General features: G+C 63.8%; 24 protein-coding genes. 14 read left to right on the top strand and 10 right to left on the bottom strand.

Annotated features, from left to right (window positions below; all coding sequences use genetic code 11):
• Positions 1-24: 24 nt before the first annotated feature.
• The 5 genes from X727_RS145230 to X727_RS145250 form a co-directional block, all read right to left on the bottom strand.
• Positions 25-444, bottom strand: coding sequence for a type II toxin-antitoxin system VapC family toxin (locus tag X727_RS145230; RefSeq protein ID WP_023834640.1), 420 nt, complete (start codon positions 442-444; stop codon positions 25-27).
• Positions 422-691 (bottom strand): AbrB/MazE/SpoVT family DNA-binding domain-containing protein, encoded by a 270-nt coding sequence (locus tag X727_RS145235; RefSeq protein ID WP_023737866.1) that lies wholly within the window; start codon positions 689-691, stop codon positions 422-424. The genes X727_RS145230 and X727_RS145235 overlap by 23 nt, the downstream gene beginning before the upstream one ends.
• Before the next feature lie 56 nt (positions 692-747).
• On the bottom strand, positions 748-1,257 hold the full coding sequence (gene ruvC, locus X727_RS145240; protein ID WP_023834639.1) for a crossover junction endodeoxyribonuclease RuvC: 510 nt from the start codon (positions 1,255-1,257) through the stop codon (positions 748-750).
• A 67-nt stretch (positions 1,258-1,324) separates the two neighbouring features.
• Entirely contained in the window at positions 1,325-1,855 is a 531-nt protein-coding gene (locus X727_RS145245; protein ID WP_023688956.1) for a DUF1465 family protein, read from the bottom strand.
• Between the two features lie 386 nt (positions 1,856-2,241).
• Complete coding sequence (locus X727_RS145250) at positions 2,242-2,622, bottom strand: hypothetical protein (protein WP_023668767.1); 381 nt, start codon at positions 2,620-2,622, stop codon at positions 2,242-2,244.
• Positions 2,623-2,932: 310 nt separating this feature from the next.
• Here X727_RS145250 and X727_RS145255 point away from each other — a divergent pair, with 310 nt between their 5' ends.
• The gene (locus X727_RS145255; protein ID WP_023694595.1) at positions 2,933-3,484 is read left to right on the top strand and encodes a DUF2269 family protein; all 552 of its coding nucleotides are present in this window, start codon (positions 2,933-2,935) and stop codon (positions 3,482-3,484) included.
• A gap of 7 nt (positions 3,485-3,491) precedes the next feature.
• On the opposite strand, the gene X727_RS145260 is transcribed toward X727_RS145255, so the two are convergent.
• The gene (locus tag X727_RS145260; protein ID WP_023668765.1) at positions 3,492-4,262 is read right to left on the bottom strand and encodes a sulfite exporter TauE/SafE family protein; all 771 of its coding nucleotides are present in this window, start codon (positions 4,260-4,262) and stop codon (positions 3,492-3,494) included.
• A 255-nt stretch (positions 4,263-4,517) separates the two neighbouring features.
• Here X727_RS145260 and X727_RS145265 point away from each other — a divergent pair, with 255 nt between their 5' ends.
• Positions 4,518-5,015, top strand: coding sequence for a GNAT family N-acetyltransferase (locus X727_RS145265; protein WP_023728625.1), 498 nt, complete (start codon positions 4,518-4,520; stop codon positions 5,013-5,015).
• On the opposite strand, the gene X727_RS0134265 is transcribed toward X727_RS145265, so the two are convergent.
• Complete coding sequence (locus X727_RS0134265; protein WP_023704892.1) at positions 4,972-5,409, bottom strand: Lrp/AsnC family transcriptional regulator; 438 nt, start codon at positions 5,407-5,409, stop codon at positions 4,972-4,974. The genes X727_RS145265 and X727_RS0134265 overlap by 44 nt on opposite strands.
• 129 nt (positions 5,410-5,538) lie before the next feature.
• On the opposite strand from X727_RS0134265, the gene X727_RS145270 reads away from it, so the two are divergent.
• From X727_RS145270 to X727_RS145280, 3 genes are all read left to right on the top strand, one after another.
• Positions 5,539-6,456, top strand: a complete 918-nt coding sequence (locus X727_RS145270; protein WP_023834638.1) for a DMT family transporter — start codon at positions 5,539-5,541, stop codon at positions 6,454-6,456.
• Between the two features lie 143 nt (positions 6,457-6,599).
• Positions 6,600-7,247: a thiamine phosphate synthase gene (locus X727_RS145275; RefSeq protein WP_023668761.1), complete on the top strand. Its 648-nt coding sequence runs from the start codon at positions 6,600-6,602 to the stop codon at positions 7,245-7,247.
• Positions 7,248-7,293: 46 nt separating this feature from the next.
• The gene (locus X727_RS145280; protein WP_023698442.1) at positions 7,294-8,358 is read left to right on the top strand and encodes a tetratricopeptide repeat protein; all 1,065 of its coding nucleotides are present in this window, start codon (positions 7,294-7,296) and stop codon (positions 8,356-8,358) included.
• A 9-nt stretch (positions 8,359-8,367) separates the two neighbouring features.
• Here the strand turns inward: X727_RS145280 and X727_RS145285 are convergent, their stop codons facing one another.
• Entirely contained in the window at positions 8,368-9,384 is a 1,017-nt protein-coding gene (locus X727_RS145285) for an NAD(P)-dependent alcohol dehydrogenase (RefSeq protein WP_023834637.1), read from the bottom strand.
• Between the two features lie 89 nt (positions 9,385-9,473).
• On the opposite strand from X727_RS145285, the gene X727_RS1000000165680 reads away from it, so the two are divergent.
• From X727_RS1000000165680 to X727_RS1000000169830, 7 genes are all read left to right on the top strand, one after another.
• Positions 9,474-10,349: a LysR family transcriptional regulator gene (locus tag X727_RS1000000165680; RefSeq protein ID WP_081726162.1), complete on the top strand. Its 876-nt coding sequence runs from the start codon at positions 9,474-9,476 to the stop codon at positions 10,347-10,349.
• Between the two features lie 141 nt (positions 10,350-10,490).
• Positions 10,491-11,057: an elongation factor P gene (gene efp, locus X727_RS145290; RefSeq protein WP_023668757.1), complete on the top strand. Its 567-nt coding sequence runs from the start codon at positions 10,491-10,493 to the stop codon at positions 11,055-11,057.
• A gap of 22 nt (positions 11,058-11,079) precedes the next feature.
• Positions 11,080-11,880, top strand: a complete 801-nt coding sequence (locus tag X727_RS145295) for an inositol monophosphatase family protein (protein WP_023684166.1) — start codon at positions 11,080-11,082, stop codon at positions 11,878-11,880.
• A 206-nt stretch (positions 11,881-12,086) separates the two neighbouring features.
• The gene (locus X727_RS145300) at positions 12,087-12,707 is read left to right on the top strand and encodes a hemolysin III family protein (RefSeq protein ID WP_023694587.1); all 621 of its coding nucleotides are present in this window, start codon (positions 12,087-12,089) and stop codon (positions 12,705-12,707) included.
• Between the two features lie 179 nt (positions 12,708-12,886).
• Complete coding sequence (locus tag X727_RS145305) at positions 12,887-13,912, top strand: MotA/TolQ/ExbB proton channel family protein (protein WP_023668754.1); 1,026 nt, start codon at positions 12,887-12,889, stop codon at positions 13,910-13,912.
• Between the two features lies 1 nt (position 13,913).
• The gene (locus tag X727_RS145310; RefSeq protein WP_023834636.1) at positions 13,914-14,945 is read left to right on the top strand and encodes a peptidoglycan -binding protein; all 1,032 of its coding nucleotides are present in this window, start codon (positions 13,914-13,916) and stop codon (positions 14,943-14,945) included.
• A 426-nt stretch (positions 14,946-15,371) separates the two neighbouring features.
• A complete protein-coding gene (locus tag X727_RS1000000169830; protein ID WP_348524530.1) occupies positions 15,372-15,608 on the top strand; it encodes a hypothetical protein in 237 nt (78 codons plus the stop codon).
• A 78-nt stretch (positions 15,609-15,686) separates the two neighbouring features.
• Here the strand turns inward: X727_RS1000000169830 and X727_RS145315 are convergent, their stop codons facing one another.
• The gene (locus X727_RS145315) at positions 15,687-16,040 is read right to left on the bottom strand and encodes a DUF1304 domain-containing protein (RefSeq protein ID WP_023668751.1); all 354 of its coding nucleotides are present in this window, start codon (positions 16,038-16,040) and stop codon (positions 15,687-15,689) included.
• Positions 16,041-16,186: 146 nt separating this feature from the next.
• Between X727_RS145315 and X727_RS145320 the strand changes: the two genes are divergently transcribed.
• Positions 16,187-17,674, top strand: coding sequence for a carboxypeptidase M32 (locus tag X727_RS145320; protein ID WP_023834635.1), 1,488 nt, complete (start codon positions 16,187-16,189; stop codon positions 17,672-17,674).
• Between the two features lie 10 nt (positions 17,675-17,684).
• On the opposite strand, the gene X727_RS145325 is transcribed toward X727_RS145320, so the two are convergent.
• The gene (locus X727_RS145325) at positions 17,685-19,487 is read right to left on the bottom strand and encodes an ABC transporter transmembrane domain-containing protein (RefSeq protein ID WP_023834634.1); all 1,803 of its coding nucleotides are present in this window, start codon (positions 19,485-19,487) and stop codon (positions 17,685-17,687) included.
• Between the two features lie 205 nt (positions 19,488-19,692).
• On the opposite strand from X727_RS145325, the gene rpmE reads away from it, so the two are divergent.
• Positions 19,693-19,914, top strand: coding sequence for a 50S ribosomal protein L31 (gene rpmE, locus X727_RS145330; protein ID WP_023668748.1), 222 nt, complete (start codon positions 19,693-19,695; stop codon positions 19,912-19,914).
• The last annotated feature ends 38 nt before the right edge of the window (positions 19,915-19,952 follow it).

Raw genomic sequence — 19,952 nt, 5'->3', positions numbered from 1 at the left:
AGATCTTTCATGGAAGAAGGGCTTTCATGGGTGTGTTTCCGGAGAGATGATGTCGAGCTCCGGGAAATAGCTGCGGTAGCGAGCAGCGTCGCGGGTCAAGAGGCGGTGCCCGGCAACGGTCGCATGGGCGCCAATGAAGAAATCGGGCAAGGTACGCTCCCGCAAGCCGCCCGCCCGGCGGTAGCGCGAATGCGTAACACCGGCAAGAAAAGCCGCGTCCCAAGGCAGAGGCTCGCGACCGATCTCGAGCGTTTCGATTGCCTTTCGAAGCGCCGTCTCCGTCGCGATCAGCGGTGCCAGTTCGGACCAGACAATCGTGTTGACCACCAATGCGCCGTCGCGGCGGCAGGAAACAATCGCCGACGCCGACCATTTTGTATTGGGTCCGGCCGGGCCCCAGACGTCGATGAGGACATTGGTGTCAATCAACGTCGAGATCTTCACGCGGCCCCCTCAACCATTCCATATATTCGTCGGCAGTCATGCCACCCAGATCCAGAGATCCCTCCATCCGGTCAAGCACCTCGCTGAACCTGCGGGCTGCCTCCTCTTCAGACAGATTTTCGGTGACGGCCACAAGACGGGCGCCATCGTCGGTGGCGACAAATTCCACCTCGGAACCAGGCCCGATGCCCAGATGGTCCCTTATCTGCTTGGGTATGGTGACCTGCCCTTTGGTGGTGACACGCATGGTAATACCTCTCAGGTATTACTTACTGCCTTACCGTGAACAAGTCAAGAACGCGCCTAACCGGCCAGCGCCATCCTGTAGGCGACGCTTTGCCGGTGATGCGCGTGACAGATGGCGATAGCCAACGCGTCGGCGGCATGTTCGGTGTCGAAAACGGCTTTCGGCAACAGCACCTTGACCATCATGTGAATCTGCTTCTTGTCGCCATGGCCAACGCCGATCACCGCCTTTTTGACGGCATTGGGGGCATATTCGGCGACGACAAGGCCGGCGCGCGCCGGCACCAGCATGGCTATGCCGCGCGCCTGGCCGAGCTTCAGTGTCGCCACCGCATCCTTGTTGACGAAGGTTTGCTCGACGGCCGCTTCCTGCGGCATGGCCGCATGCAGGATCTCGGCCAGCCCGTCATGCAATTGGCAGAGCCGTGTCGCCAGCGCCGCCTTGTCGTCGGAGCGTACAGTGCCGGAACTGATAAAGCGCAGCGAGTTGCCGAGGCTCTCGACGATGCCCCATCCGGTGCGCCTCAGCCCCGGATCGATACCGATAATGCGAATCGCTTCCCTCATGCGCGAAGTCTACCTCCGGCGCACAGCGATGTCAGGGAAATGTGAACAAACCGGAAACGGGAAGCGTTTAACCTCGAGCGAAAGCCGTATTCAGCAGCGTGATCTGGTCGGAAACCGGATTGGCGCGGCGGCCTGTTACCGGCGTCTCGGCAAACGCGCCGCCATAGATCTCTTCGTCCATGCGGCGCACCAGCGCCTGCAGGCGCAGCGAGCGGGTGACGAGGTCGAGGAAATCCTTCGGCAGTTCGCCCCAGCCGACCGCTTCGTCATGCGCCGAGGCGGTGTCGAGACGCACCTTGGATTTTTCCGAGGCGACCTGGTCGCGGGTCATCTCGCCGGAATTTGCCGCCCGCTGCAAAAGCAGCCAGGAGGCGACCTGCATCAGCCTTGTGGTCAGCCGCATCGATTCGGCCGCATAGAGCGTCGCCGCCAATCTGGACAGCTTCTTGGCCTCGGCCCGGCCCTTGCCGTCGAGATATTCCGCTGCTTGCTCAACCAGGCCCATGCCTTCCTGGTAGAGCGGTTTGAAGGATTGGGAGAAAACCCGGCGTTCCGCCAGCTTGATGGTTTTCGCGCTGCCCTTCGAAGGCTCGTTCATCGATACGCCCCTGCACTGCCCCGTCGGCTGATTCGGCTTCATCGCCGTCACGCCGGCACCCTAGATGACTGAAGCTTGAAAATGCGCTTCGCCGCCGGCGAAGGCAAGCACATGTTTAACAAACGGTTAACGCCTGCGCAGGGGCGCCAAGCGGACCAAAAGCAGACAAAAAAAGAGCCGCGGATAAGGCGGCTCTCAGGAGTTTAACAGGGAGGCGTCAAACGAAGTGGCTCCAACCACTCGGTAAGAATCCAGATCACTGGATGGACATAGTAAACACCTGTAAAGCTTAATGAACCCTTAACGGCGCGGATATTTCTTGATCGACCGCTGCCCTTCTGTGCCGTATCAGCACAACGGCCCCCGAAGCCTGATCGTCAGCTTGTTCATGCCTTCTTCCACACAGCCGGCAAGGAAATGAAGGCGAACAGCAGCATTGCCGCATAAAACCCCATCGAGGAGGAAGCCAGCACCGGCTCGATCTCCGGATGGCCGGCAAGTTCAAAGTAAAGCCCGATCATCAGTGCGATGCCGCAGATTGCCGTCAGCCAGAAATGCACGACGGCAATCGTCTTTTGCCCGACCGCTGGAAACAGGTGGTAGAAGAAGGCAAACACCGCCGACATCAGCCAGCCCGCCACCATGGTGTGCGCGTGGGTCGGCATCTGCCCATGGTCATTGGAGATCGCCATATGCAGGCCGAGCGCCATGCCGCACAGGGAATAGATGACGGCCAGGGTGAAGAAATTTCGTGCTACGCCTTGCATGGGATACCCTCGATGGTTGTTGCAGACTTGGTCCGACCGCGCGCGGCCAAAATGGAGCGTCGGTCGCGAGCGGCTTAGTCCCCGCAGGTTTCAGGATCATGCCGCGAAACCAGCCAATGCCGACACGGCGTCCATCCGGCAAATGCCGGGTATTGTGCGGGCTGCGGTAAAATCCGGCGACGGCGCCACCGCAACAAGCCGGCACCCACGCGGCATCTTCTGGATACATGTACGGAGATAATCCGCCCTCCTTCGGAAGCAGACGCGCGAAAGCAGCGTTTACCCCCGGAACGATGCACAAGGAGCGGCAATGGACTGGTATTCTCTCTTCAAATTCCTGCATGTCATGGCAGCGATCCTCTGGCTCGGCGGCGGTTTCGCCATGCTGCTGGTTTCGATACTCGCCGATCGCGACGGCGACGACGAGACGCTGATGGTCATGCTGAGAACGACGGACAAACTCGGCTTGCGTCTGTTCGTGCCGGCGTCTATCGCGACCCTGGCTTCTGGTCTGGTGCTGACTTCGCTATGGACCGGCTTCTCCGACCTTTGGGTCGTCATCGGCCTTTGCGGCTACGCCGCCGCGTTTCTGACCGGTATCCTCGTGCTGAAGCCTTCGTTCGAAAAGCTTGCCACAATGCTTGCCGCGGACGGCATGACCCCGGCTGCCATAGCGTTTGGGCGCCGCATGATACGGATCGTCAAGTTCGATTTCGTCATCATGATCGTCGTCGTCGCCGACATGGTGCTGAAGCCGACCGCGCACGACATCGCCACTCTCGGCGCCATGGCGGTCGTGGTCGTTGGTGGTGCATCGCTGACCTTTGCGAGCGCCCCGCGAACCAAACCGGCAGCCGCCTGAGCGGGATTTAGAGCAGGCCGGCGATCCCGTCCCAAAGCAGCTTGACCGCGACCACGGCCACGGTCGCGTAGGTGAAGGGATAAAAAATCTCCGGCCGCATGCGCCGCACCAGCCAGGCGCCGGCGATGGTGGCCAGCGGCGCCAGCGGCATCAGCACGGCCGACGCCGTCAGGTTGGCGGTGTCGAACTGGCCAAGCGCGAAGTAGGGGATCAGCTTCAGCGCGTTGGTGGCGGCAAAGAAGATCGCCGATGTCCCCGACAGCACCTTCGGATCGAGCCGGATCGGCAGCGCATAGACCTGGAAGGGGGGCCCGCCGACATGGGCGACGAAGCTGGTGAAGCCGGCGACGGTGCCCCAGAAGGCGGCGGCGATGCGGTTGGGCGCCGCCGCATGGTCGGAACCGTGGCGGAACTGGAGATAGAGCCAGCGCAGCACGAAGATCAGCGCGACAGCGCCGACGATCAGCCGCACCATCTCTTCGGTTACGAGCGCTGCCGTCAGCCAGCCGAGCCCAATGCCGATCACCGCGCCCGGCATCATGTCGACCAGCATCTTTCTGTCGTAGACGCCCCACCACGTCCACACCGAAACGATGTCCATCAGGCACAGGATCGGCAGCAGGATGGCCGCCGCCTGCACCGGCGGCATGGCCAGCGCCATCAAAGGCACGCCAACGAAGCCGACAGCGCCGCCGAAGCCGCCTTTCGACAGCCCGACAAGTATCACCGCCGGAATGGCGGCGGCATAAAACCACGGATCGGCGAGCAGACCTGACATGAACTGGAAATGCTGGAGGGAAGACGGTTGCCCTGCAATAGCCCAGAAACCCTTGCGCCGCGACCGGGAAAATGCCGGCCGTGTCGATCAACTGTGCGTAAAGCGACGGTTCCGGATTTACGGCAAGATCGCCGCCGATGCATAAGGGCGCCGTCCGATGCATCAGGTTTTGACCCCAGGTTTTGGCCCCAGGTTTTGGCCCCAGGTTTTGACCCCAGGTTTTGACCCCAGGTTTTTGACCCCAGGTTTTTGACAATGAGCGAACCCCACATCCGCCGCGCCGAAGCGGCCGACCTGCCTGCCATCGTAGCCATGCTCGCCGACGATCCGCTTGGCCGCAGCCGCGAGGATGCGACCGAGCCACTCGCCAAGGCCTATCGCGACGCCTTTGCCGCCATCGACGCCGACCCCAACCAGTTTCTTGCCGTGATGACGGATAGCGGCCGCGTCATCGGCACGTTGCAGATCAGCTATCTCGCCGGGCTGTCGCTGCAGGGCGCCTTGCGCGGCCAGATCGAGGCTGTGCGCGTCGCCGCGGACCGGCGCGGGGAAAGGCTGGGGCAGCGTTTGCTGGAATGGGCGGTCGAACAGTGCCGCGAACGCGGCTGCAAGATTGTCCAGCTGACCACCAACAAGAGCCGCCAGGACGCGCATCGCTTCTATGACCGGCTCGGCTTCAAGGCCAGCCACATCGGCTACAAGCTGGAGCTTAATTCAGTGGCGGCGGACGGCGCCGGATCGGCTGCGCCTTGATGATGGCGGTGCTGGTCTCCGCCTTGTCGGCGATGCGGTCGAGAAGCTTGTCGAGCTCGCCGATGGAGCGTACGTAGAGCCGGGCCACGAAACAGTCGTCGCCGGTGACCTTGTCGCATTCGCCGAATTCCGGGATCTCCTCGATCAGCTTCTGGACAATATGCAGCTTGCCCGGCAGTGGCCGCACCCGCACGATCGCCTGCAACGGAAACCCCAGCGCCTCCGGGTCGATCTCGATGGTGAAGGCGCGGATGACGCCGCGTTCCTCGAGCCGCCGCAGCCGTTCCGAGACGCTCGGCGATGACAGCCCGACCTGCTGCGCCAGATCCTTCAACGAAGTCCGCGAATCCAGGATCAGGATGTCGAGAAGCTTTCTGTCCAACTCGTCCAGCATTTTCATCTCCTCGCAAAAGGGCAGCGCGCGCCTTATTAAATAAGGTCCTGCCCCCCTATCACCTTTCATAGGGTATATAAACCCTCAAGACGGCATGAGATTATGGCCTCAACAGATAGAGGTATTGTCATGGACAACACGGTACGCGGCACGATCGAGATGACGGCGGCGATGACAATCGTCGGCACGATCGGCTGGTTTGTCGTCATGTCGGGCCAGCCCGTTATGGACGTGGTGTTCTGGCGCTGCGCCTTCGGCGCGGTGGCGCTGCTGATCACCTGCGCGGCACTCGGGCTGCTGCGCGGCAGGCTGACGCTGCGCATTGTTGCCATCGCCGCTCTTGGCGGCGCGGCTATCGTCATCAACTGGCTGTTGCTGTTCAGCGCCTTCTCCCGCGCCTCGATCTCGATTGCCACGGCGGTCTACAACACGCAGCCCCTCATGCTGGTCGGCTTCGGTGCGCTGTTCTTCGGCGAGCGGCTGACCCTGGCCAAGCTGACCTGGCTCGGCATCGCCTTCGCCGGCATGCTGCTGATCGTGCAGACAGGGCCCGATGCGGGTGTCGGTTCCGGCATAACCGGCACAGATTATGTCATCGGCATCGTCATGGCGCTCGGAGCGGCCTTCTTCTGGGCTGTCGCGGCAATCGTCGCCAAGAAGCTCAAGGGCACCCCGCCGCATCTGATCGCGCTGATCCAGGTCTGCGTCGGCGTCGTCATGCTGGCGCCCTTCGCCAACCTCTCGCATTTGCCCGCCGATGCCTGGAGCTGGGCCATGCTGGCCACGCTTGGCGTCGTTCACACCGGCCTGGTGTACATATTGATGTACGCCGCCATCCAGAAACTGCCGACGCATCTGCAGGGGTCGCTGTCCTTCATCTATCCTGTCGTTGCGATCCTGGTCGATGTGATGGCCTTCGGCCACCGGCTGCATCCGGCCCAGCTCGTTGGCGCAGCCGCCATCCTGATCGCCGCCGCCGGCATGAATCTCGGCTGGACTTTGTGGAGGGCCAAATCGCCGGCCGAAAGCCCGCAAGCCGTCAAATGAGCCGCAGAGCGTCTGCTCGCCGGCGATCGTAAACCAAAGCCAGCGCATCGTTCCCCGCCCGCCTGTTCAAGGCGGGCGCTTTGTTCTATGCCGCAATGCAACCATCTTCGCCCGGCATAGGCGAAACCCGGGATCGAAAGCCAATGAACGACGCAACACCCCCCAACCGCTGCCGCATCGTGCTGATCGCGCCCAAGGACGCTCCGGCGCAGCGCATTGCGGCTGCCTTCGACGGCGGTGATATCGCTTCCCTGATCCTGCCTGAAAACGGCATGGACGAGGCTGCCTTCCAGGCCTTCGCAGAACAGATCGTACCGGCCGCGCAAGCGGCCGGCATCGCCGTCATCATCGCCGGCGATACCCGCATTGCCGGCCGTGTCCAGGCCGACGGCATTCATGTCGAGGTTTCCAAGGACGCGCTCGCCGAGACCATCGAACACTTCCAGGGCAAGATGATGGTCGGCGCCGGTGGCGCCAAGACGCGCGACGACGCGCTGGAACTCGGCGAAACCAGGCCCGACTACATCTTCTTCGGCCGCTTCGGCTACGACAACAAGCCGGAACCGCATCCGCGCAACCTGTCGCTCGGGCAATGGTGGGCGGACGTGATTGAGATCCCTTGCATTGTCATGGCCGGTTCCGCCATCGCTTCGGTAGAAGCGGTGGCCGCCACTGGCGCCGAGTTCGTGGCGCTGTCCAGCGCCGTCTTTGCCGAAGGCGCCGATCCGAAGGCGGCGATTGCCGCCGCCAATGCGCTGCTCGACCAAACCGCGCCGCGCTTCGAGGGCTGACGTGCGCCGACCTGGACTTCCTCTCGCGGTTCTCGTTGCGGCCTTGATGAGCGGGGCAGCGATCGCGGCGGAAACCGTTCCGCTGCCGCAGCCGAGGCCGGACACCAGCGCGCCCGCCCTCAGCGTGCCGGATGCGGTCGCCCCCGATGCGGGTGCCCCAAAAGCCGGCGCCACCGATTCCGGCGTCCATATCGACAAGCCGATCGACACGCCGCTGCCGCAGCCCGCGACAACCGCGCCGCTGCCGTCGGCCGACGCGATCAACCCCGAACGTTTCGGCGCCAAGCCGGCGGACCCCGCCTATGGCGCTTTCCAGCGCGGCCTTTACAAGACAGCCTACAATCTAGCGTTGGTGCGGGCTCAGAATGGCGACCCGGCGGCGCAAACGCTGGTGGCCGAGATCCTGTCGCGCGGGTTGGGCGTGCCGCTCAACCCAGCGGAAGCCGCCAAATGGTATGCGCAGGCCGCCGAGCAGGGGATTCCTGAATCGCAGTTCCAGTATGCGCTGATGCTGCTCGACGGCCGCTACGTCAAGAAGGACGAGAAGGGAGCTTTTGCGCTGATGCAGGCCGCCGCCGAGGCCGGCAACCGGCTGGCGCAGTTCAACTTCGCGCAATTGCTCGTGCAGCAGGATCCGGGCGATGCCGGCATCGCCAGGGCTGTGCCTTATTATGAGCGTGCCGCGGCGACAGGGCTTGCCGACGCCCAGTATGCGATGGCGCAGGTCTATGCCAATGGCGTCGGCGGCAAGACCCGCGACGATGGAAAGGCCCGCAGCTTGCTGGCACAGGCTGCCAGGCAGAACTACGACACCGCTCAGATCGATCTTGCCGCCTGGATGATCGAGGGCCGGGGCGGTGTTCGCGACCTGAAATCCGGCTTCAACTGGATGAAGCAGGCAGCTGAAGGCGGCAATGTCGCTGCCCAGAACCGGTTGGCAAAGCTCTATATGGGCGGCATCGGCACCGACCCCGACCTGATCCTGGCTGGGGCCTGGTATGTGGTCGCCCGCCGCGCCGGCCTTATCGATCCGGAGATGGACGATTTCCTGCAAGGGCTGACCGACGACCAGACAAAGCAAGCCTTGCAGAAGGCCAACCGCCTGCCCTGACACGCAACGTCACTGTGTATGATCCAGCACAACCTTGCCGAAGGGAGAGCCGTGTTCGAGATGGCGAAAGGCCTGCGCTGCCTCTGCCCATGGGAAGACCCGGTCGATCACCGGCCGCAGCCGATTGACGGCGAGCGCCCGGTTCATCGCTTCGAAGGACTCGCGCGAGCCGACCGGTATGCCGCGTGCTTTCACCTGGCGTCGGAAGATGTCGAGCGGATTGATCACCCCTTCGCTGCCGCCGAGATAGCCGATGACGTTGATCTGGGCGCCGCGCGCCGACGCCTTGAGCGACTGCGCGAAACTTTGGGGACCACCGACTTCGATGATGTGGTCCGCGCCACGGCCATCGGTCAGCGCCAGCACGGCCGACGACCAGTCCGGATTGTCGCGGTAGTTGATGCCGTGATGCGCGCCGAGCTCTTTGGCCCGGACAAGTTTCTCATCGCTACTCGACGTAACGACGACCCGCGCGCCGGCCGCCTTCGCGAACTGCATGGCAAACAGCGATACGCCGCCCGTGCCGAGGCTGAGCACGGTCTCGCCCGGCTTGAGGTTGCCTTCCGTAAACAAGGCATGCCAAGCGGTGACGGCGGCGCAAGGCAATGTCGCCGCCTCTACGTCGCTGAGATGCGCCGGCGCGATGACAGCCGCCTGTTCGTCCAGCCGGGCGAATTCGCTCAGCAAACCGTCGATCGGGCCGCCGCGCTGGTAGGAAGGTTCGGCCATGGCGAAGCTGCCGCCGACCCATCGCTGCCAGAACGTGCCGCAGACCCGGTCGCCAACCTTGAAGCGGCTGACCTCGGGGCCAAGCCCGACGACCTCGCCGACGCCGTCGGAAAGCGGCACCAGCGGCAAGGGGAATGTCGTGTGATAGCTGCCGCGCGCGATCTCGACATCGCGATAGTTGAGCGCCGTCGCCTTGACGCGGACGATCATCTCCTGACGGCCGGGCTCCGGCATTGGTCGTTCGACCATCTTGAGATTGTCGATGCCGCCCGGCTTCTGCAGTTCGATTGCCTTCATTGTCGTCGTCCTTTCGTTTGAAAGGAAAATTGCTTGCCAGGCGATGGATTTCAAATTCATAATGTTTACAATGATTATGCTTACGAGACATGGTTCTAGCTATGCTTGAGGAATTGCGCACGCTCGCCCTGTTTGCCGAGGAGGGCTCGATCCAGAAGGTCGCCCGGCGCCTGCCGCTGACGCAGCCGGCTGTGACCCGGCAAATCCAGCGGCTGGAGGACATGCTTGGCACGACGCTGCTCGACCGCCGGCAAAAGCCGCCGCGACTGACGCCGACGGGGCTGGAAGTGCTGGCGCGCGGACGCGATATCATCGCTTCCGTAGAAGCGCTGAAATCCTTCGCCGGAAAGACCGAGCCGGAAGGACTGTTCCGCCTGGGTCTCGCCCATGGCCTCTCGGACCGCGACATCGCCGGAGCCATCGGCAACGCCGCGGCGGCGTTCCCGAAAGTGTCGCTACGGCTCAAGACCGGCTGGAGCGCCGAACTGATCGATCAATTCGAACGCGGCGAGCTCGATGTGACGATTGTTCTGCGATCGTCGGATAAGCCAGGCCCGGAAGCGCTTGGCACTGAACGTCTTGGCGTCATAGCTGCGTCCACCGTCCCCGATCCGGAAGACGGTGGCCGGACACCCATGCCGTGGGTGCTTAGTCCGGCCCCTTGCGACGCGCGCCAGAAACTCATGTCGGTTCTGGTCGGCGGAAGGCGTTGTTTCGAGATCGCGGCGGAGATACAGGATCCGGCCTTGCAGATGGAATGGGTCCGTCGGGGGCACGGCCTTGGGCTAGTGCCGTTGCGTCTTGCAAGGCGCGGACTTCCCGACGGCCTCATGCTGGTCAACACGGAAGATGTCGACCTTTCCTTGCAGGTCGCCGCACTTCGTTCGCCTCATCTCAACCGGCTGACTGAGGCTGCGGATGCCATAGTCGAGGCCGTAGGCAAAGTCATTGCAGCCCAGGTTTGAGGCTACCGGCCCTTGTCGGGCGATCTGGCATCCCTTGCCTCTCCTGCCGATTTGTGGTCTTGGGGGCCCGAAATCGCTTGTCCAGCGACCATCCCCATACCAACGGCCAAGCCGTTGGTAGCATCCCGGATCAATCTCATCATGGCCAAGATCAATGGCAACGAAATCCGTCCCGGCTATGTCATCGAGCACGATGGCGGCCTTTGGGTGGCGGTCAGGACCAACACCGTCAAGCCCGGCAAGGGCGGTGCCTACAACCAGGTCGAACTGAAGAACCTGATCAACGGCACCAAGCTCAACGAGCGCTTCCGCTCGGCCGAGACCGTCGAGCAGATCCGGCTCGACCTGAAGGATTTTTCCTTCCTCTACGCCCAGGACGACGCACTGGTGTTCATGGACACGCAGAGCTACGAGCAGCTCGAGCTGGCGAAGGATTTCGTCGGCGACCGCGCCGCCTTCCTGCAGGACGGCATGATGGTGACGGTCCAGCTCTATGAGGACAGGCCGATCGGCATTTCGCTGCCCGACCAGGTGACGCTGACCATCACCGAGGCCGACCCGGTGGTGAAGGGCCAGACGGCCGCGTCCTCGTACAAGCCGGCGGTCCTGGAAAACGGCATCCGCGTGCTGGTGCCGCCATTCATCGGCGCCGGCGAACGCATCGTCGTCGACACCAACGAACTCACCTACATGCGCCGCGCAGACTGACACGTAGGCAGGAACAGATACGATGGCACGCTCCGCACTTCTCAATGTCATGGTCCAGGCCGCCATGAAGGCCGGCCGCTCGCTGTCGCGCGACTTCGGCGAGGTGCAGAACCTGCAGGTGTCGATGAAGGGACCGGGCGACTATGTCAGCCAAGCCGACCGCAAGGCCGAGGACATTCTGTTTGCCGAACTGTCGAAGGCGCGGCCGGGCTATGCCTTCCTGATGGAAGAGCGCGGCATGATCGCAGGCGACGACGACCAGCACCGTTGGATCGTCGACCCGCTCGACGGCACCACCAATTTCCTGCACGGCATTCCGATCTTTTCCATCTCGATCGCGCTGGAGCGACAGGGCCAGTTGGTCGCCGCTGTCATCTACAATCCGGCAATGGATGAGCTCTACACCGCCGAGCGCGGCGGCGGCGCCTTCATGAACGATCGCCGGCTGCGCGTTGCCGGCCGCAGCAAGCTCACCGACTGCGTCATCGGCTGCGGCGTGCCGCATCTCGGCCGCGGCCAGCACGGCAATTTCCTCGTCGAGTTGCGCAATGTGATGGCCGAGGTCTCGGGCGTGCGCCGCCTGGGTTCCGCCGCGCTCGATCTCGCTTATGTCGCCGCCGGCCGCATGGACGGCTTTTGGGAAACCGGCCTTTCGGCCTGGGACATTGCCGCCGGCCTGCTGCTGATCCGCGAGGCCGGTGGCTTCGTCTCCGACATGGATGGCGGCCAGGATATGCTCGAGGCGGGTTCGCTCGTCGCTGGCAACGAGGTCATCCAGCGCGCGCTGCTCAAGGCCGTGAAGAAGCCGCTTTCGGCGCGCTGATCACTTGGCATGCCGGCGCGGCGCGCTGAAGCGCCGCAGTCGCAAGACCGCAATCAAAGCTTGAAATACTGCCCGGCGGCCGCCCAGATAAGGGTGACGCAGGATCTTTTATGACGAGCATACCTTCACTATCCTCGCGAGAAGCGCAGCCAGACCAGCCAGTTGAAATCCCTTATGTCGGGCGTTGGCACTACTCGCGTGCGGAGATGATCGCCGATGGCATCGTCCACGCGGTCGGCATCGTGCTGGCGATAGCCGCCGGCTCGGCGTTGCTGGCGCTGGCCGCCTTCCATGCCGGTCCCGGCGAATACATCGCCGCCGCCTTCTTCGTGGTGTCGCTGCTGACTGTGCTGTCGATTTCGCTGACCTACAATCTGTGGCCGGTGACGTCGCCGGCGAAGTGGATCTTGCGGCGCTTCGATCATGCGGCGATCTATCTCCTGATCGCCGCGACCTACACGCCCTTTCTGGCCCAGCTCGACGGCTCGCCGCTGGCGCTGCCGATGATTGTGCTTGTCTGGACCGCTGCTTTGACCGGCATTGCCATGAAAGTGTTCCTGCCCGGCCGCTTCGATCGTCTGGCCATTGTCTTCTATCTCGCCATCGGCTGGAGCGGCGTCGTCCTGGTCAAGCCGCTGGTGGCGACGTTGCCGACGACCTCGATCGCGCTGATTGTCGCCGGCGGCATCGTGTACTCCTGCGGCGTCATCTTCTTCGCCTGGAAACGCCTGCGCTTTCACAATGCCCTCTGGCACGGCTTTGTCGTCACCGGCGCCGGGCTGCATCTTGCCGCCATGGTCGACTGCCTGGTCGTCAACCGCCTCTGAACGGCGTGGTGCGGCCCGACAGTCGGGCAATATTGCCAAGCGCCATTCAATTTGGTCACAATTCCGTTTAGAGTCGCGAATTACGTGATCGGCGGCACTGGAGCGGTTCCAGGGAAGTATGAGCGGCTTCCCGTTCGGAATTGCGTCAAGGCAAATAGAGCATCGGAAACGGGGCACGGATGGCTTTTCTCAGATCCTTCGGCGTGGGCAGGCGTTCTGATGTCCTGATGTACGATCCGCACAAACTGTCGAGCCCGCAGGTCTTCCTCCTGACCATGGTCATCTTCCTGGTCATCGTCGCCTTCATCGCCGCCATCCTCACCCGCCAGATCTCGACCGCTTTCGGGAGCAATCCCGGCCTCAATGGCCTCATCGTCGGCGTCCTTGTGGTCGGCATCCTGCTCGCCTTCGCCCAGGTCGGACGACTGTTTCGCGAAGTGCGCTGGGTCAATTCCTTCCGCGCCGGTTCCGAAACCACCGAGCCGGTGCTGCTGGCTCCGATGAAGGCGATGATCGGCCGCTCCTCGACGGTCGCCTTCTCGACGTCTTCGATGCGCACCATGCTGGATTCGATCGCCACCCGCCTCGACGAAAGCCGCGACACCTCGCGCTATCTCGTCGGGTTGCTGGTGTTCCTCGGTCTGCTCGGCACCTTCTGGGGCCTGCTCAACACCATCGGCTCGATCCGCGAAACCATCGAATCGCTCGATCCCGGCACCGGCGACGCCGCCGCCGTGCTCGATTCGCTGAAGCAGGGGCTGTCGGCGCCGCTGGCCGGCATGGGTACGGCCTTTTCGTCCTCGCTGTTCGGCCTTTCCGGGTCGCTGGTGCTAGGCTTCCTCGACCTGCAGGCCGGCCGCGCGCAGACCCGCTTCTATACCGAGCTTGAAAACTGGCTCTCCTCGGTCACCGATCTCTCCTCCGACATCGCCGTCGCCGACCCGGCCAAGACTGAATCCTCCGACGAGATCCGGGTCCTGTCGGAACGGCTGCGCAGCATGCAGGAAAGCGGCGGCGGCTCCAATCCGCGCGTCGCCACCGCCATGGCCAATCTCGCCGACGGCATTTCCGGACTGGTCAAGAACATGCGCTCCGAGCAGCAGATCATGCGCGACTGGGTCGAGGCCCAATCGGACGAGCAGAAGGCGATGCGCAACACGCTGGAAAAGATCGCCGACGCGCTGAAGAAACCCGGGGTCCACTAGCATGGCTCTCGCCAGGGGCCGGCGCACCGATCGCCGGATCGACTATTGGCCGGGCTTCGTCGACGCGCTGTCGACGCTGCTGCTCGCCATCATGTTCCTGCTCACCGTTTTCGTGCTGGCGCAGTTCCTGCTCGGACGCGAACTCTCCGGCAAGGATACGGCGCTCACGCGCCTCAACTCGCAGATCAACGAACTGACGCAGTTGCTGGCGCTGGAGCGCTCGAGCGCGCAGGACAAGGACGATTCGCTGGCCAATCTGCAGGCGTCGCTGTCGGCCGCCGAAGCTGAGAAGAGCCGGCTCGAGCAGCTGATGGCACAAGGTGCCGGCGCCGGCGACGCCGCCACCCAGCGCGCCGCGGAACTCGGCGGCGAACTCGACAGCCAGCGCCAGATCAGCCAGCAGGCGCTGAGCCAGGTCGAGATCCTGAACCAGCAGATCGCAGCACTGCGCAAGCAGATCGGCGCGCTCGAGGACGCCCTCAATGTGTCCGAAACGCGCGACCGCGATTCCAACACCAAGATCGCCGATCTCGGCCGTCGGCTCAACGTCGCGCTGGCGCAGCGCGTGCAGGAGCTGAACCGCTATCGCTCCGACTTCTTCGGCCGCCTGCGCGAAATCCTCGCCGACCGCGAGAACATCCGCATCGTCGGCGACCGCTTCGTCTTCCAGTCGGAAGTTCTGTTCCCGACCGGGTCGGAAGTGATCAACGATGCCGGCAAAGTCGAGATGAAGAAGCTCGCCGATGCCATCATCGAGTTGCAAAAGGAAATCCCGCCCGAGATCAACTGGGTGCTGCGCGTCGACGGCCACACCGACAACAAGCCGCTGTCCGGCGCCGGCCGCTATCGCGACAATTGGGAATTGTCGACGGCGCGTTCGACCTCGGTGGTCAAGTTCCTGATCGAGAACGGCGTGCCCGCCAACCGGCTGGTTGCGGCCGGCTTCGGCGAATTCCAGCCGCTCGACCCCGCCGACACCGAAGACGCCCGCAACAAGAACCGACGCATTGAACTGAAGCTCACCGAACGGTGATTTTCAGTCACGCGAAATTGTTTGCCGGCTCAACTCTAGGGCGCAACGCCAGGTCGGCAAGGCCTGAAAACATTATCTTTCTTTAATTACACTTCGCGTTTCCGGGCTCCTACTTTGACGCGCAGGGCCGAGAACCGCCGGCGATGCCTCCCATCGCGACGCGACGGAACCGGACGGCCCGCTTCCGGAAGGCGGAGCGAAAGCGCTTGCCCCTTCCATAGCAGGAGGAGACGCACATCATGCGCTCTTTGAAGACTCTCAGGACCGCAACCCTCACGACACTTCTGATCACTGTTCCACTCGCCGGCGCCTATGCCGCCGGACATCACAAGGGCGCCCTCGACGCCAGCGACCCGATCGACATGACCGGTCCGCGCGTGACCGGCCTGATCGAGCAGGTGCGGGGCGTCGAACAGGGCATCACGGATGCGCGCGAGACGAAGGGCATCTCGACCTCGGAAGCAGTGGCTGCATCTGCGTGCTGCGCATATCGGCCAGGCCGCCGAACGGGTCGCCGCTTCGGACCATGGCCGGATCCCGGCCGCGCAATATCACGATCTGCTGCGCCGCCTCGACAATGTCGATCAGAGGCTGATGTCCGACACCGGCAGCGGCTTCATGATCGGTGATGGCTCCGACGGCGGAAATTATCCGAACGGCTGAGATCCGCTCTGATATCTCCAGGAATGAGGAAGGGACTGTCTGACGCCCCCGGATCTGGCTCCGAGGGCGTCTTTTTTGTCACCAGCCCAGCCACAGCGCAGCGAGGGCCAGCACCGCCGGCACGGTCTGAATATAGAGGATCTTCCGGCTGGCAGTCGCCGCGCCATAGAGGCCGGCGACGGCGATGCAAAGCAGGAAGAACACCTTGATCTGGAATCCCGCCGCGCCGAGATAGAGGCCCCAGATCAGCCCGGCGGCAAGGAAGCCGTTGTAGAGCCCCTGATTGGCGGCGAGCACCTTCGATGCGCTGGCGAAGTCCGGCTTGAGGTTGAACGCCCTGTGCCCGCGCGGTGTGTCCCACGCCACCATCTCCAGATAGACGATAAAGAGGTGGATCAGGGCCACCAGCCCGACCAGGATATTGCCGATCATCTTAGTCTCCCCTCCATGGCGGTGTTCCACCGTCAGCCAGCATTCCACGCACCAGCTCACCGGCGCAAGCTGCATAGCCACCTTTGAGGGTTGCCAATCCTGGCGCGTTGGTATCTTTTCCCGCGGTCCAAAACGCGGAACCTGTCATGTCTTTTCAGAAGCTCGATGATCTCGGCCACAAGCTCGAAGCGCTGGAACATGCACTCGCCATCCTCGGCGCCGACGAGGCGACCCACATGGCCGTCGGCGGCGGCGAGAAGCGCGCCGAAGCCATGTCGTCCCTGGCCGGGATGCTGCATATCAGGGCAACGGCGCCGGAGATCGCCGACTGGCTCGCCGCCGCCGAACAGGAGGCGCTCAACGAGGAGCAGCAGGCGGCGGTCCGCGAACTGCGTCGCCAATACACCAACCTGACCTGCCTGCCGGTCGAATTCGTCGAGCGCCAGACGGTAGCGCGCATGCGCTCGGAGCAGCTCTGGCGCGACCTGCGCGCCAAGAATGACTGGGCAGGCTTCCTGCCGGCGCTCGAAAGTGTCATCGCGCTGGTGCGCGAGGAAGCCGCCCTGCGCGCCGACGCGCTCGGCCTCGATCCCTACGACGCGCTGATGGAGCAATACGATCCTGGCAACCGCGCCGCCGACATCACGCCGGTCTTCACCGAGCTGAAGACATTCCTGAAGGGCTTCGTGCCGGAAGCCCTGGCCGCGCAGGAAGCGCGCCTGGCCAGGCATCCCGTGAAGCCGCTCTCCGGCAGCTATGCGATCGACAAACAGCGCGAGCTTGGTCTCGCCATGATGGCTTCGGTCGGCTTCGACCTCACCCACGGTTCTCTGTCCGTATCGCACCATCCCTTCTGCGGCGGCGTGCCGAGCGACGTGCGCATCACCACCCGCTACAAAACGTCCGATTTCCTGTCGGCTTTGATGGGCGTGCTGCACGAGACCGGCCATGCGCTCTACGAGCAGAACCTACCGAAGGCCTGGGCGCACTGGCCGCTCGGCAAGGCGCGCGGCATGGCGGTGCATGAAAGCCAGAGCCTGTTCGTCGAGAAACAGGTCGGCCGCAACCCCGAATTCTGGCGCTGGGCGCTGCCCGTGGTCGAAAAGCATCTCGGCGAAGCCTGGTCGCTGGACGACATCCTGCCGCATGTGCACCGGGTAGAGCGCGGGCTGATCCGCGTCGACGCCGACGAGGTCACCTACCCGCTGCATGTCATCCTGCGCTACGAGTTGGAGCAGGAGCTGGTCTCGGGGCGGCTGCAGGCGGCCGACCTGCCCGAAGCCTGGGACGCCAAGATGCGGGAGTATCTTGGCCTTTCGACCATCGACAACCCAGCCGACGGACCGATGCAGGACGTGCATTGGCCGGGCGCCGCCTTCGGCTATTTCCCGTCCTATACGCTGGGCGCCATGATGGCGGCGCAGCAATGGGCTGCGCTGACGCGCGACCATCCTTCAGCCGACAGCGAGCTTGCCAACGGCAATTTCGCCGCCATCAATGACTGGCGCCGCGACAAGATCTGGTCGCAGGGTTCGCGCTGGTCGACGCCCGAACTGCTTGAGCGCGCCACCGGCGAAAAGCTCAACGCCGGGTATTTCACCGAGCATCTCCGCAAGCGGTATGGTCCCGCCTGATTGCGGGTTGCTACTCCGCGGCACCCCTGAAGGCGCTTGCTCCGGTTTCGAACTGCAGCTTGGCCAGCCTTGCATAGATGCCGCCCTTGGCGACCAGGCTCTGGTGCGTGCCTTCCTCGACGATGCGGCCGCCATCCATGACCAGGATGCGGTCGGCCTTCAGCACGGTCGCCAGCCGGTGGGCGATGACGATGGTGGTGCGGCCCTGCATCAGCCGTTCCAGCGCCGTCTGCACCAGCGTTTCGCTTTCGGCGTCGAGCGCCGACGTGGCTTCGTCGAGCAGCAGGATAGGCGCGTCGCGCAGGATGGCGCGGGCGATCGCCACGCGCTGACGCTGGCCGCCGGACAAGGTGACGCCGCGCTCGCCGACCTGGCTGTCGTAGCCCTTGTCGAGCCTGAGGATGAACTCGTCGGCCAGCGCGTGCCCGGCGGCGGCCTCGATCTCGGCATTCGTCGCGCCCGGCCGGCCAAAGCCGATATTGTCGCGCGCGCTTGCCGCAAAGATGGTGACATCCTGCGGCACGATCGCAATGCGCTCCCGCACTTCAGCCGGATCGGCTTCGCGCACGTCGACGCCGTCAATGGCGATGCGGCCGGTTTCTGGATCGTAGAAGCGCAGGATCAGCGAAAAGACGGTGCTCTTTCCGGCGCCCGACGGGCCGACGATCGCCACCGTCTCGCCGGGCTTGACCTGAAAACTCAAGCCGTGGACGGCGGCACGGTCCGGCCTTGCCGGGTAGGAGAAGGAGACGTCGTCGAAGCTGATCGCGCCTGTCGCCTTGGCGGGCAGCGGCAGCGGATTGGCCGGCGGTTGAATCGCCGGCGTCTCGTCGAGTATCTCGGTCAGCCTTTCGGCCGCACCCGCCGCCTGGGCAAGCTCGCCCCAGACTTCCGACAGTGCGCCCAGCGCGCCTGCGGCAAACACGGAGTAAAGCAGGAACTGGCCGAGCGTGCCGGGCGACATCGTGCCGGCAAGCACGTCACGCGAGCCGAACCACAACACCGCCACGACCGAGGAAAAGATCATGAAGATGGCAAAGAAGGTGAGCAGCGAGCGGGAGAAGATCGACGAGCGCGCCGCCTGGAAGGCGGCTTCCACCGCGGCCGAGAACCGCCCGGTGACCAGCGTCTCGTTGGTGAACGCCTGCAACGTACGCACCGCGCCGATCTGCTCGCTGGCATAGGCGGTCGCTTGCGCCAGCGTGTCCTGCGCCTGCCGTGACCGGCGCCTCACCGAACGGCCGAACGCGACCAGCGGCAGCACGATGAGCGGAATGGCCGCGATCACCAGGCCCGACAGTTTCGGGCTGGTGACGACCATCATCGCCACCGCGCCAAGGCCGAGGATGACGTTGCGCAGCGCCACCGAGGCGGTGGCGCCGACGGCGGATTTCACCTGCGTCGTGTCGGCGGCAAGCCGCGAGACGATCTCGCCCGATTGCGCGGTGTCGAAGAAGGACGGCGAAAGCGTCGTGACATGCGAAAACACGTCGCTGCGGATGTCGGCGACGACCCGCTCGCCGAGCGTGATGACGAAGTAGTAGCGTCCGGCCGACGCCGCCGCCAGAATGGCTGCCATCGCAACCAAAGCGGCGAAATATTCGGCGATGAAGACGGTGCCGGAAGCACTGAAACCGTGGTCGATCATGCGCCGCACGGCCAGCGGCAGCGCCAGCGTCGTCGCCGCGGCGATGGCGAGCGAAATGAGGGCGCCTATGACCAGTTTGCGGTAGCGGAATATATAGGGATACAAGCGCCTGAGCGGCCCGAGCGAGCGCCTGCGCCCGTCTTGCTCGCCGCTGATGTCCGCCATGACCGTTTCCTCTGGCCGCTTCCAGGTGGGCGCGTTCAATATGCGCCTGCCGTGGCCTTGTGATTCAATTCCGGCTGATGTATAGGCTCGCCGACCGTTTTAGAAGCCGTGGCTTTTCAATAGCTGCGGCTTCGAGTTTTAAAAAGGGGCGCATCGACGCAGGCCACGGGCCCGTCTGTAGCGCCACAAGCCAGGAAGCACGACAATGAAGGCCGATATCCATCCCGACTACCACACCATCAAGGTCGTCATGACCGATGGCACAGAATACTCGACCCGTTCGACCTGGGGCAAGGAAGGCGATACGATGAACCTCGATATCGACCCGACCACGCACCCGGCCTGGACCGGCGGCCAGCAAACCCTGCTCGACCGCGGCGGCCGCCTGTCGAAGTTCAAGAAGCGCTTCGAAGGGTTCGGCCTTTAAGCCTATCGGCTTTCGCAGATCAGGAACCCGCCCTTGTG

The sequence above is a fragment of the Mesorhizobium sp. L103C105A0 genome (genome assembly GCF_000502215.1).
Taxonomy (GTDB): Bacteria; Pseudomonadota; Alphaproteobacteria; order Rhizobiales; family Rhizobiaceae; genus Mesorhizobium.
The sequence above is the reverse complement of the archived record's forward strand: the minus strand, read 5'-3'. Positions and strand labels throughout refer to the sequence as shown.

Bases quoted from the DNA above. Each gene is read 5' to 3' on its own strand.
- X727_RS0134265 (WP_023704892.1), bottom strand. From the start codon at position 5,409: ATGCTGGACGAGTTGGACAGAAAGCTTCTCGACATCCTGATCCTGGAT.
- X727_RS145250 (WP_023668767.1), bottom strand. From the start codon at position 2,622: ATGCAAGGCGTAGCACGAAATTTCTTCACCCTGGCCGTCATCTATTCC.
- X727_RS1000000169830 (WP_348524530.1), top strand. From the start codon at position 15,372: ATGCGCGCGAGACGAAGGGCATCTCGACCTCGGAAGCAGTGGCTGCAT.
- X727_RS145270 (WP_023834638.1), top strand. From the start codon at position 5,539: ATGGACAACACGGTACGCGGCACGATCGAGATGACGGCGGCGATGACA.
- X727_RS145315 (WP_023668751.1), bottom strand. From the start codon at position 16,040: ATGATCGGCAATATCCTGGTCGGGCTGGTGGCCCTGATCCACCTCTTT.
- X727_RS145305 (WP_023668754.1), top strand. From the start codon at position 12,887: ATGGCTTTTCTCAGATCCTTCGGCGTGGGCAGGCGTTCTGATGTCCTG.
- X727_RS145280 (WP_023698442.1), top strand. From the start codon at position 7,294: ATGAGCGGGGCAGCGATCGCGGCGGAAACCGTTCCGCTGCCGCAGCCG.
- X727_RS145295 (WP_023684166.1), top strand. From the start codon at position 11,080: ATGGCACGCTCCGCACTTCTCAATGTCATGGTCCAGGCCGCCATGAAG.
- X727_RS145285 (WP_023834637.1), bottom strand. From the start codon at position 9,384: ATGAAGGCAATCGAACTGCAGAAGCCGGGCGGCATCGACAATCTCAAG.
- X727_RS145265 (WP_023728625.1), top strand. From the start codon at position 4,518: ATGAGCGAACCCCACATCCGCCGCGCCGAAGCGGCCGACCTGCCTGCC.
- X727_RS145325 (WP_023834634.1), bottom strand. From the start codon at position 19,487: ATGGCGGACATCAGCGGCGAGCAAGACGGGCGCAGGCGCTCGCTCGGG.
- rpmE (WP_023668748.1), top strand. From the start codon at position 19,693: ATGAAGGCCGATATCCATCCCGACTACCACACCATCAAGGTCGTCATG.
- efp (WP_023668757.1), top strand. From the start codon at position 10,491: ATGGCCAAGATCAATGGCAACGAAATCCGTCCCGGCTATGTCATCGAG.
- X727_RS145235 (WP_023737866.1), bottom strand. From the start codon at position 691: ATGCGTGTCACCACCAAAGGGCAGGTCACCATACCCAAGCAGATAAGG.
- X727_RS145245 (WP_023688956.1), bottom strand. From the start codon at position 1,855: ATGAACGAGCCTTCGAAGGGCAGCGCGAAAACCATCAAGCTGGCGGAA.
- X727_RS145275 (WP_023668761.1), top strand. From the start codon at position 6,600: ATGAACGACGCAACACCCCCCAACCGCTGCCGCATCGTGCTGATCGCG.
- X727_RS145260 (WP_023668765.1), bottom strand. From the start codon at position 4,262: ATGTCAGGTCTGCTCGCCGATCCGTGGTTTTATGCCGCCGCCATTCCG.
- X727_RS145255 (WP_023694595.1), top strand. From the start codon at position 2,933: ATGGACTGGTATTCTCTCTTCAAATTCCTGCATGTCATGGCAGCGATC.
- ruvC (WP_023834639.1), bottom strand. From the start codon at position 1,257: ATGAGGGAAGCGATTCGCATTATCGGTATCGATCCGGGGCTGAGGCGC.
- X727_RS145300 (WP_023694587.1), top strand. From the start codon at position 12,087: ATGATCGCCGATGGCATCGTCCACGCGGTCGGCATCGTGCTGGCGATA.
- X727_RS1000000165680 (WP_081726162.1), top strand. From the start codon at position 9,474: ATGGTTCTAGCTATGCTTGAGGAATTGCGCACGCTCGCCCTGTTTGCC.
- X727_RS145310 (WP_023834636.1), top strand. From the start codon at position 13,914: ATGGCTCTCGCCAGGGGCCGGCGCACCGATCGCCGGATCGACTATTGG.
- X727_RS145320 (WP_023834635.1), top strand. From the start codon at position 16,187: ATGTCTTTTCAGAAGCTCGATGATCTCGGCCACAAGCTCGAAGCGCTG.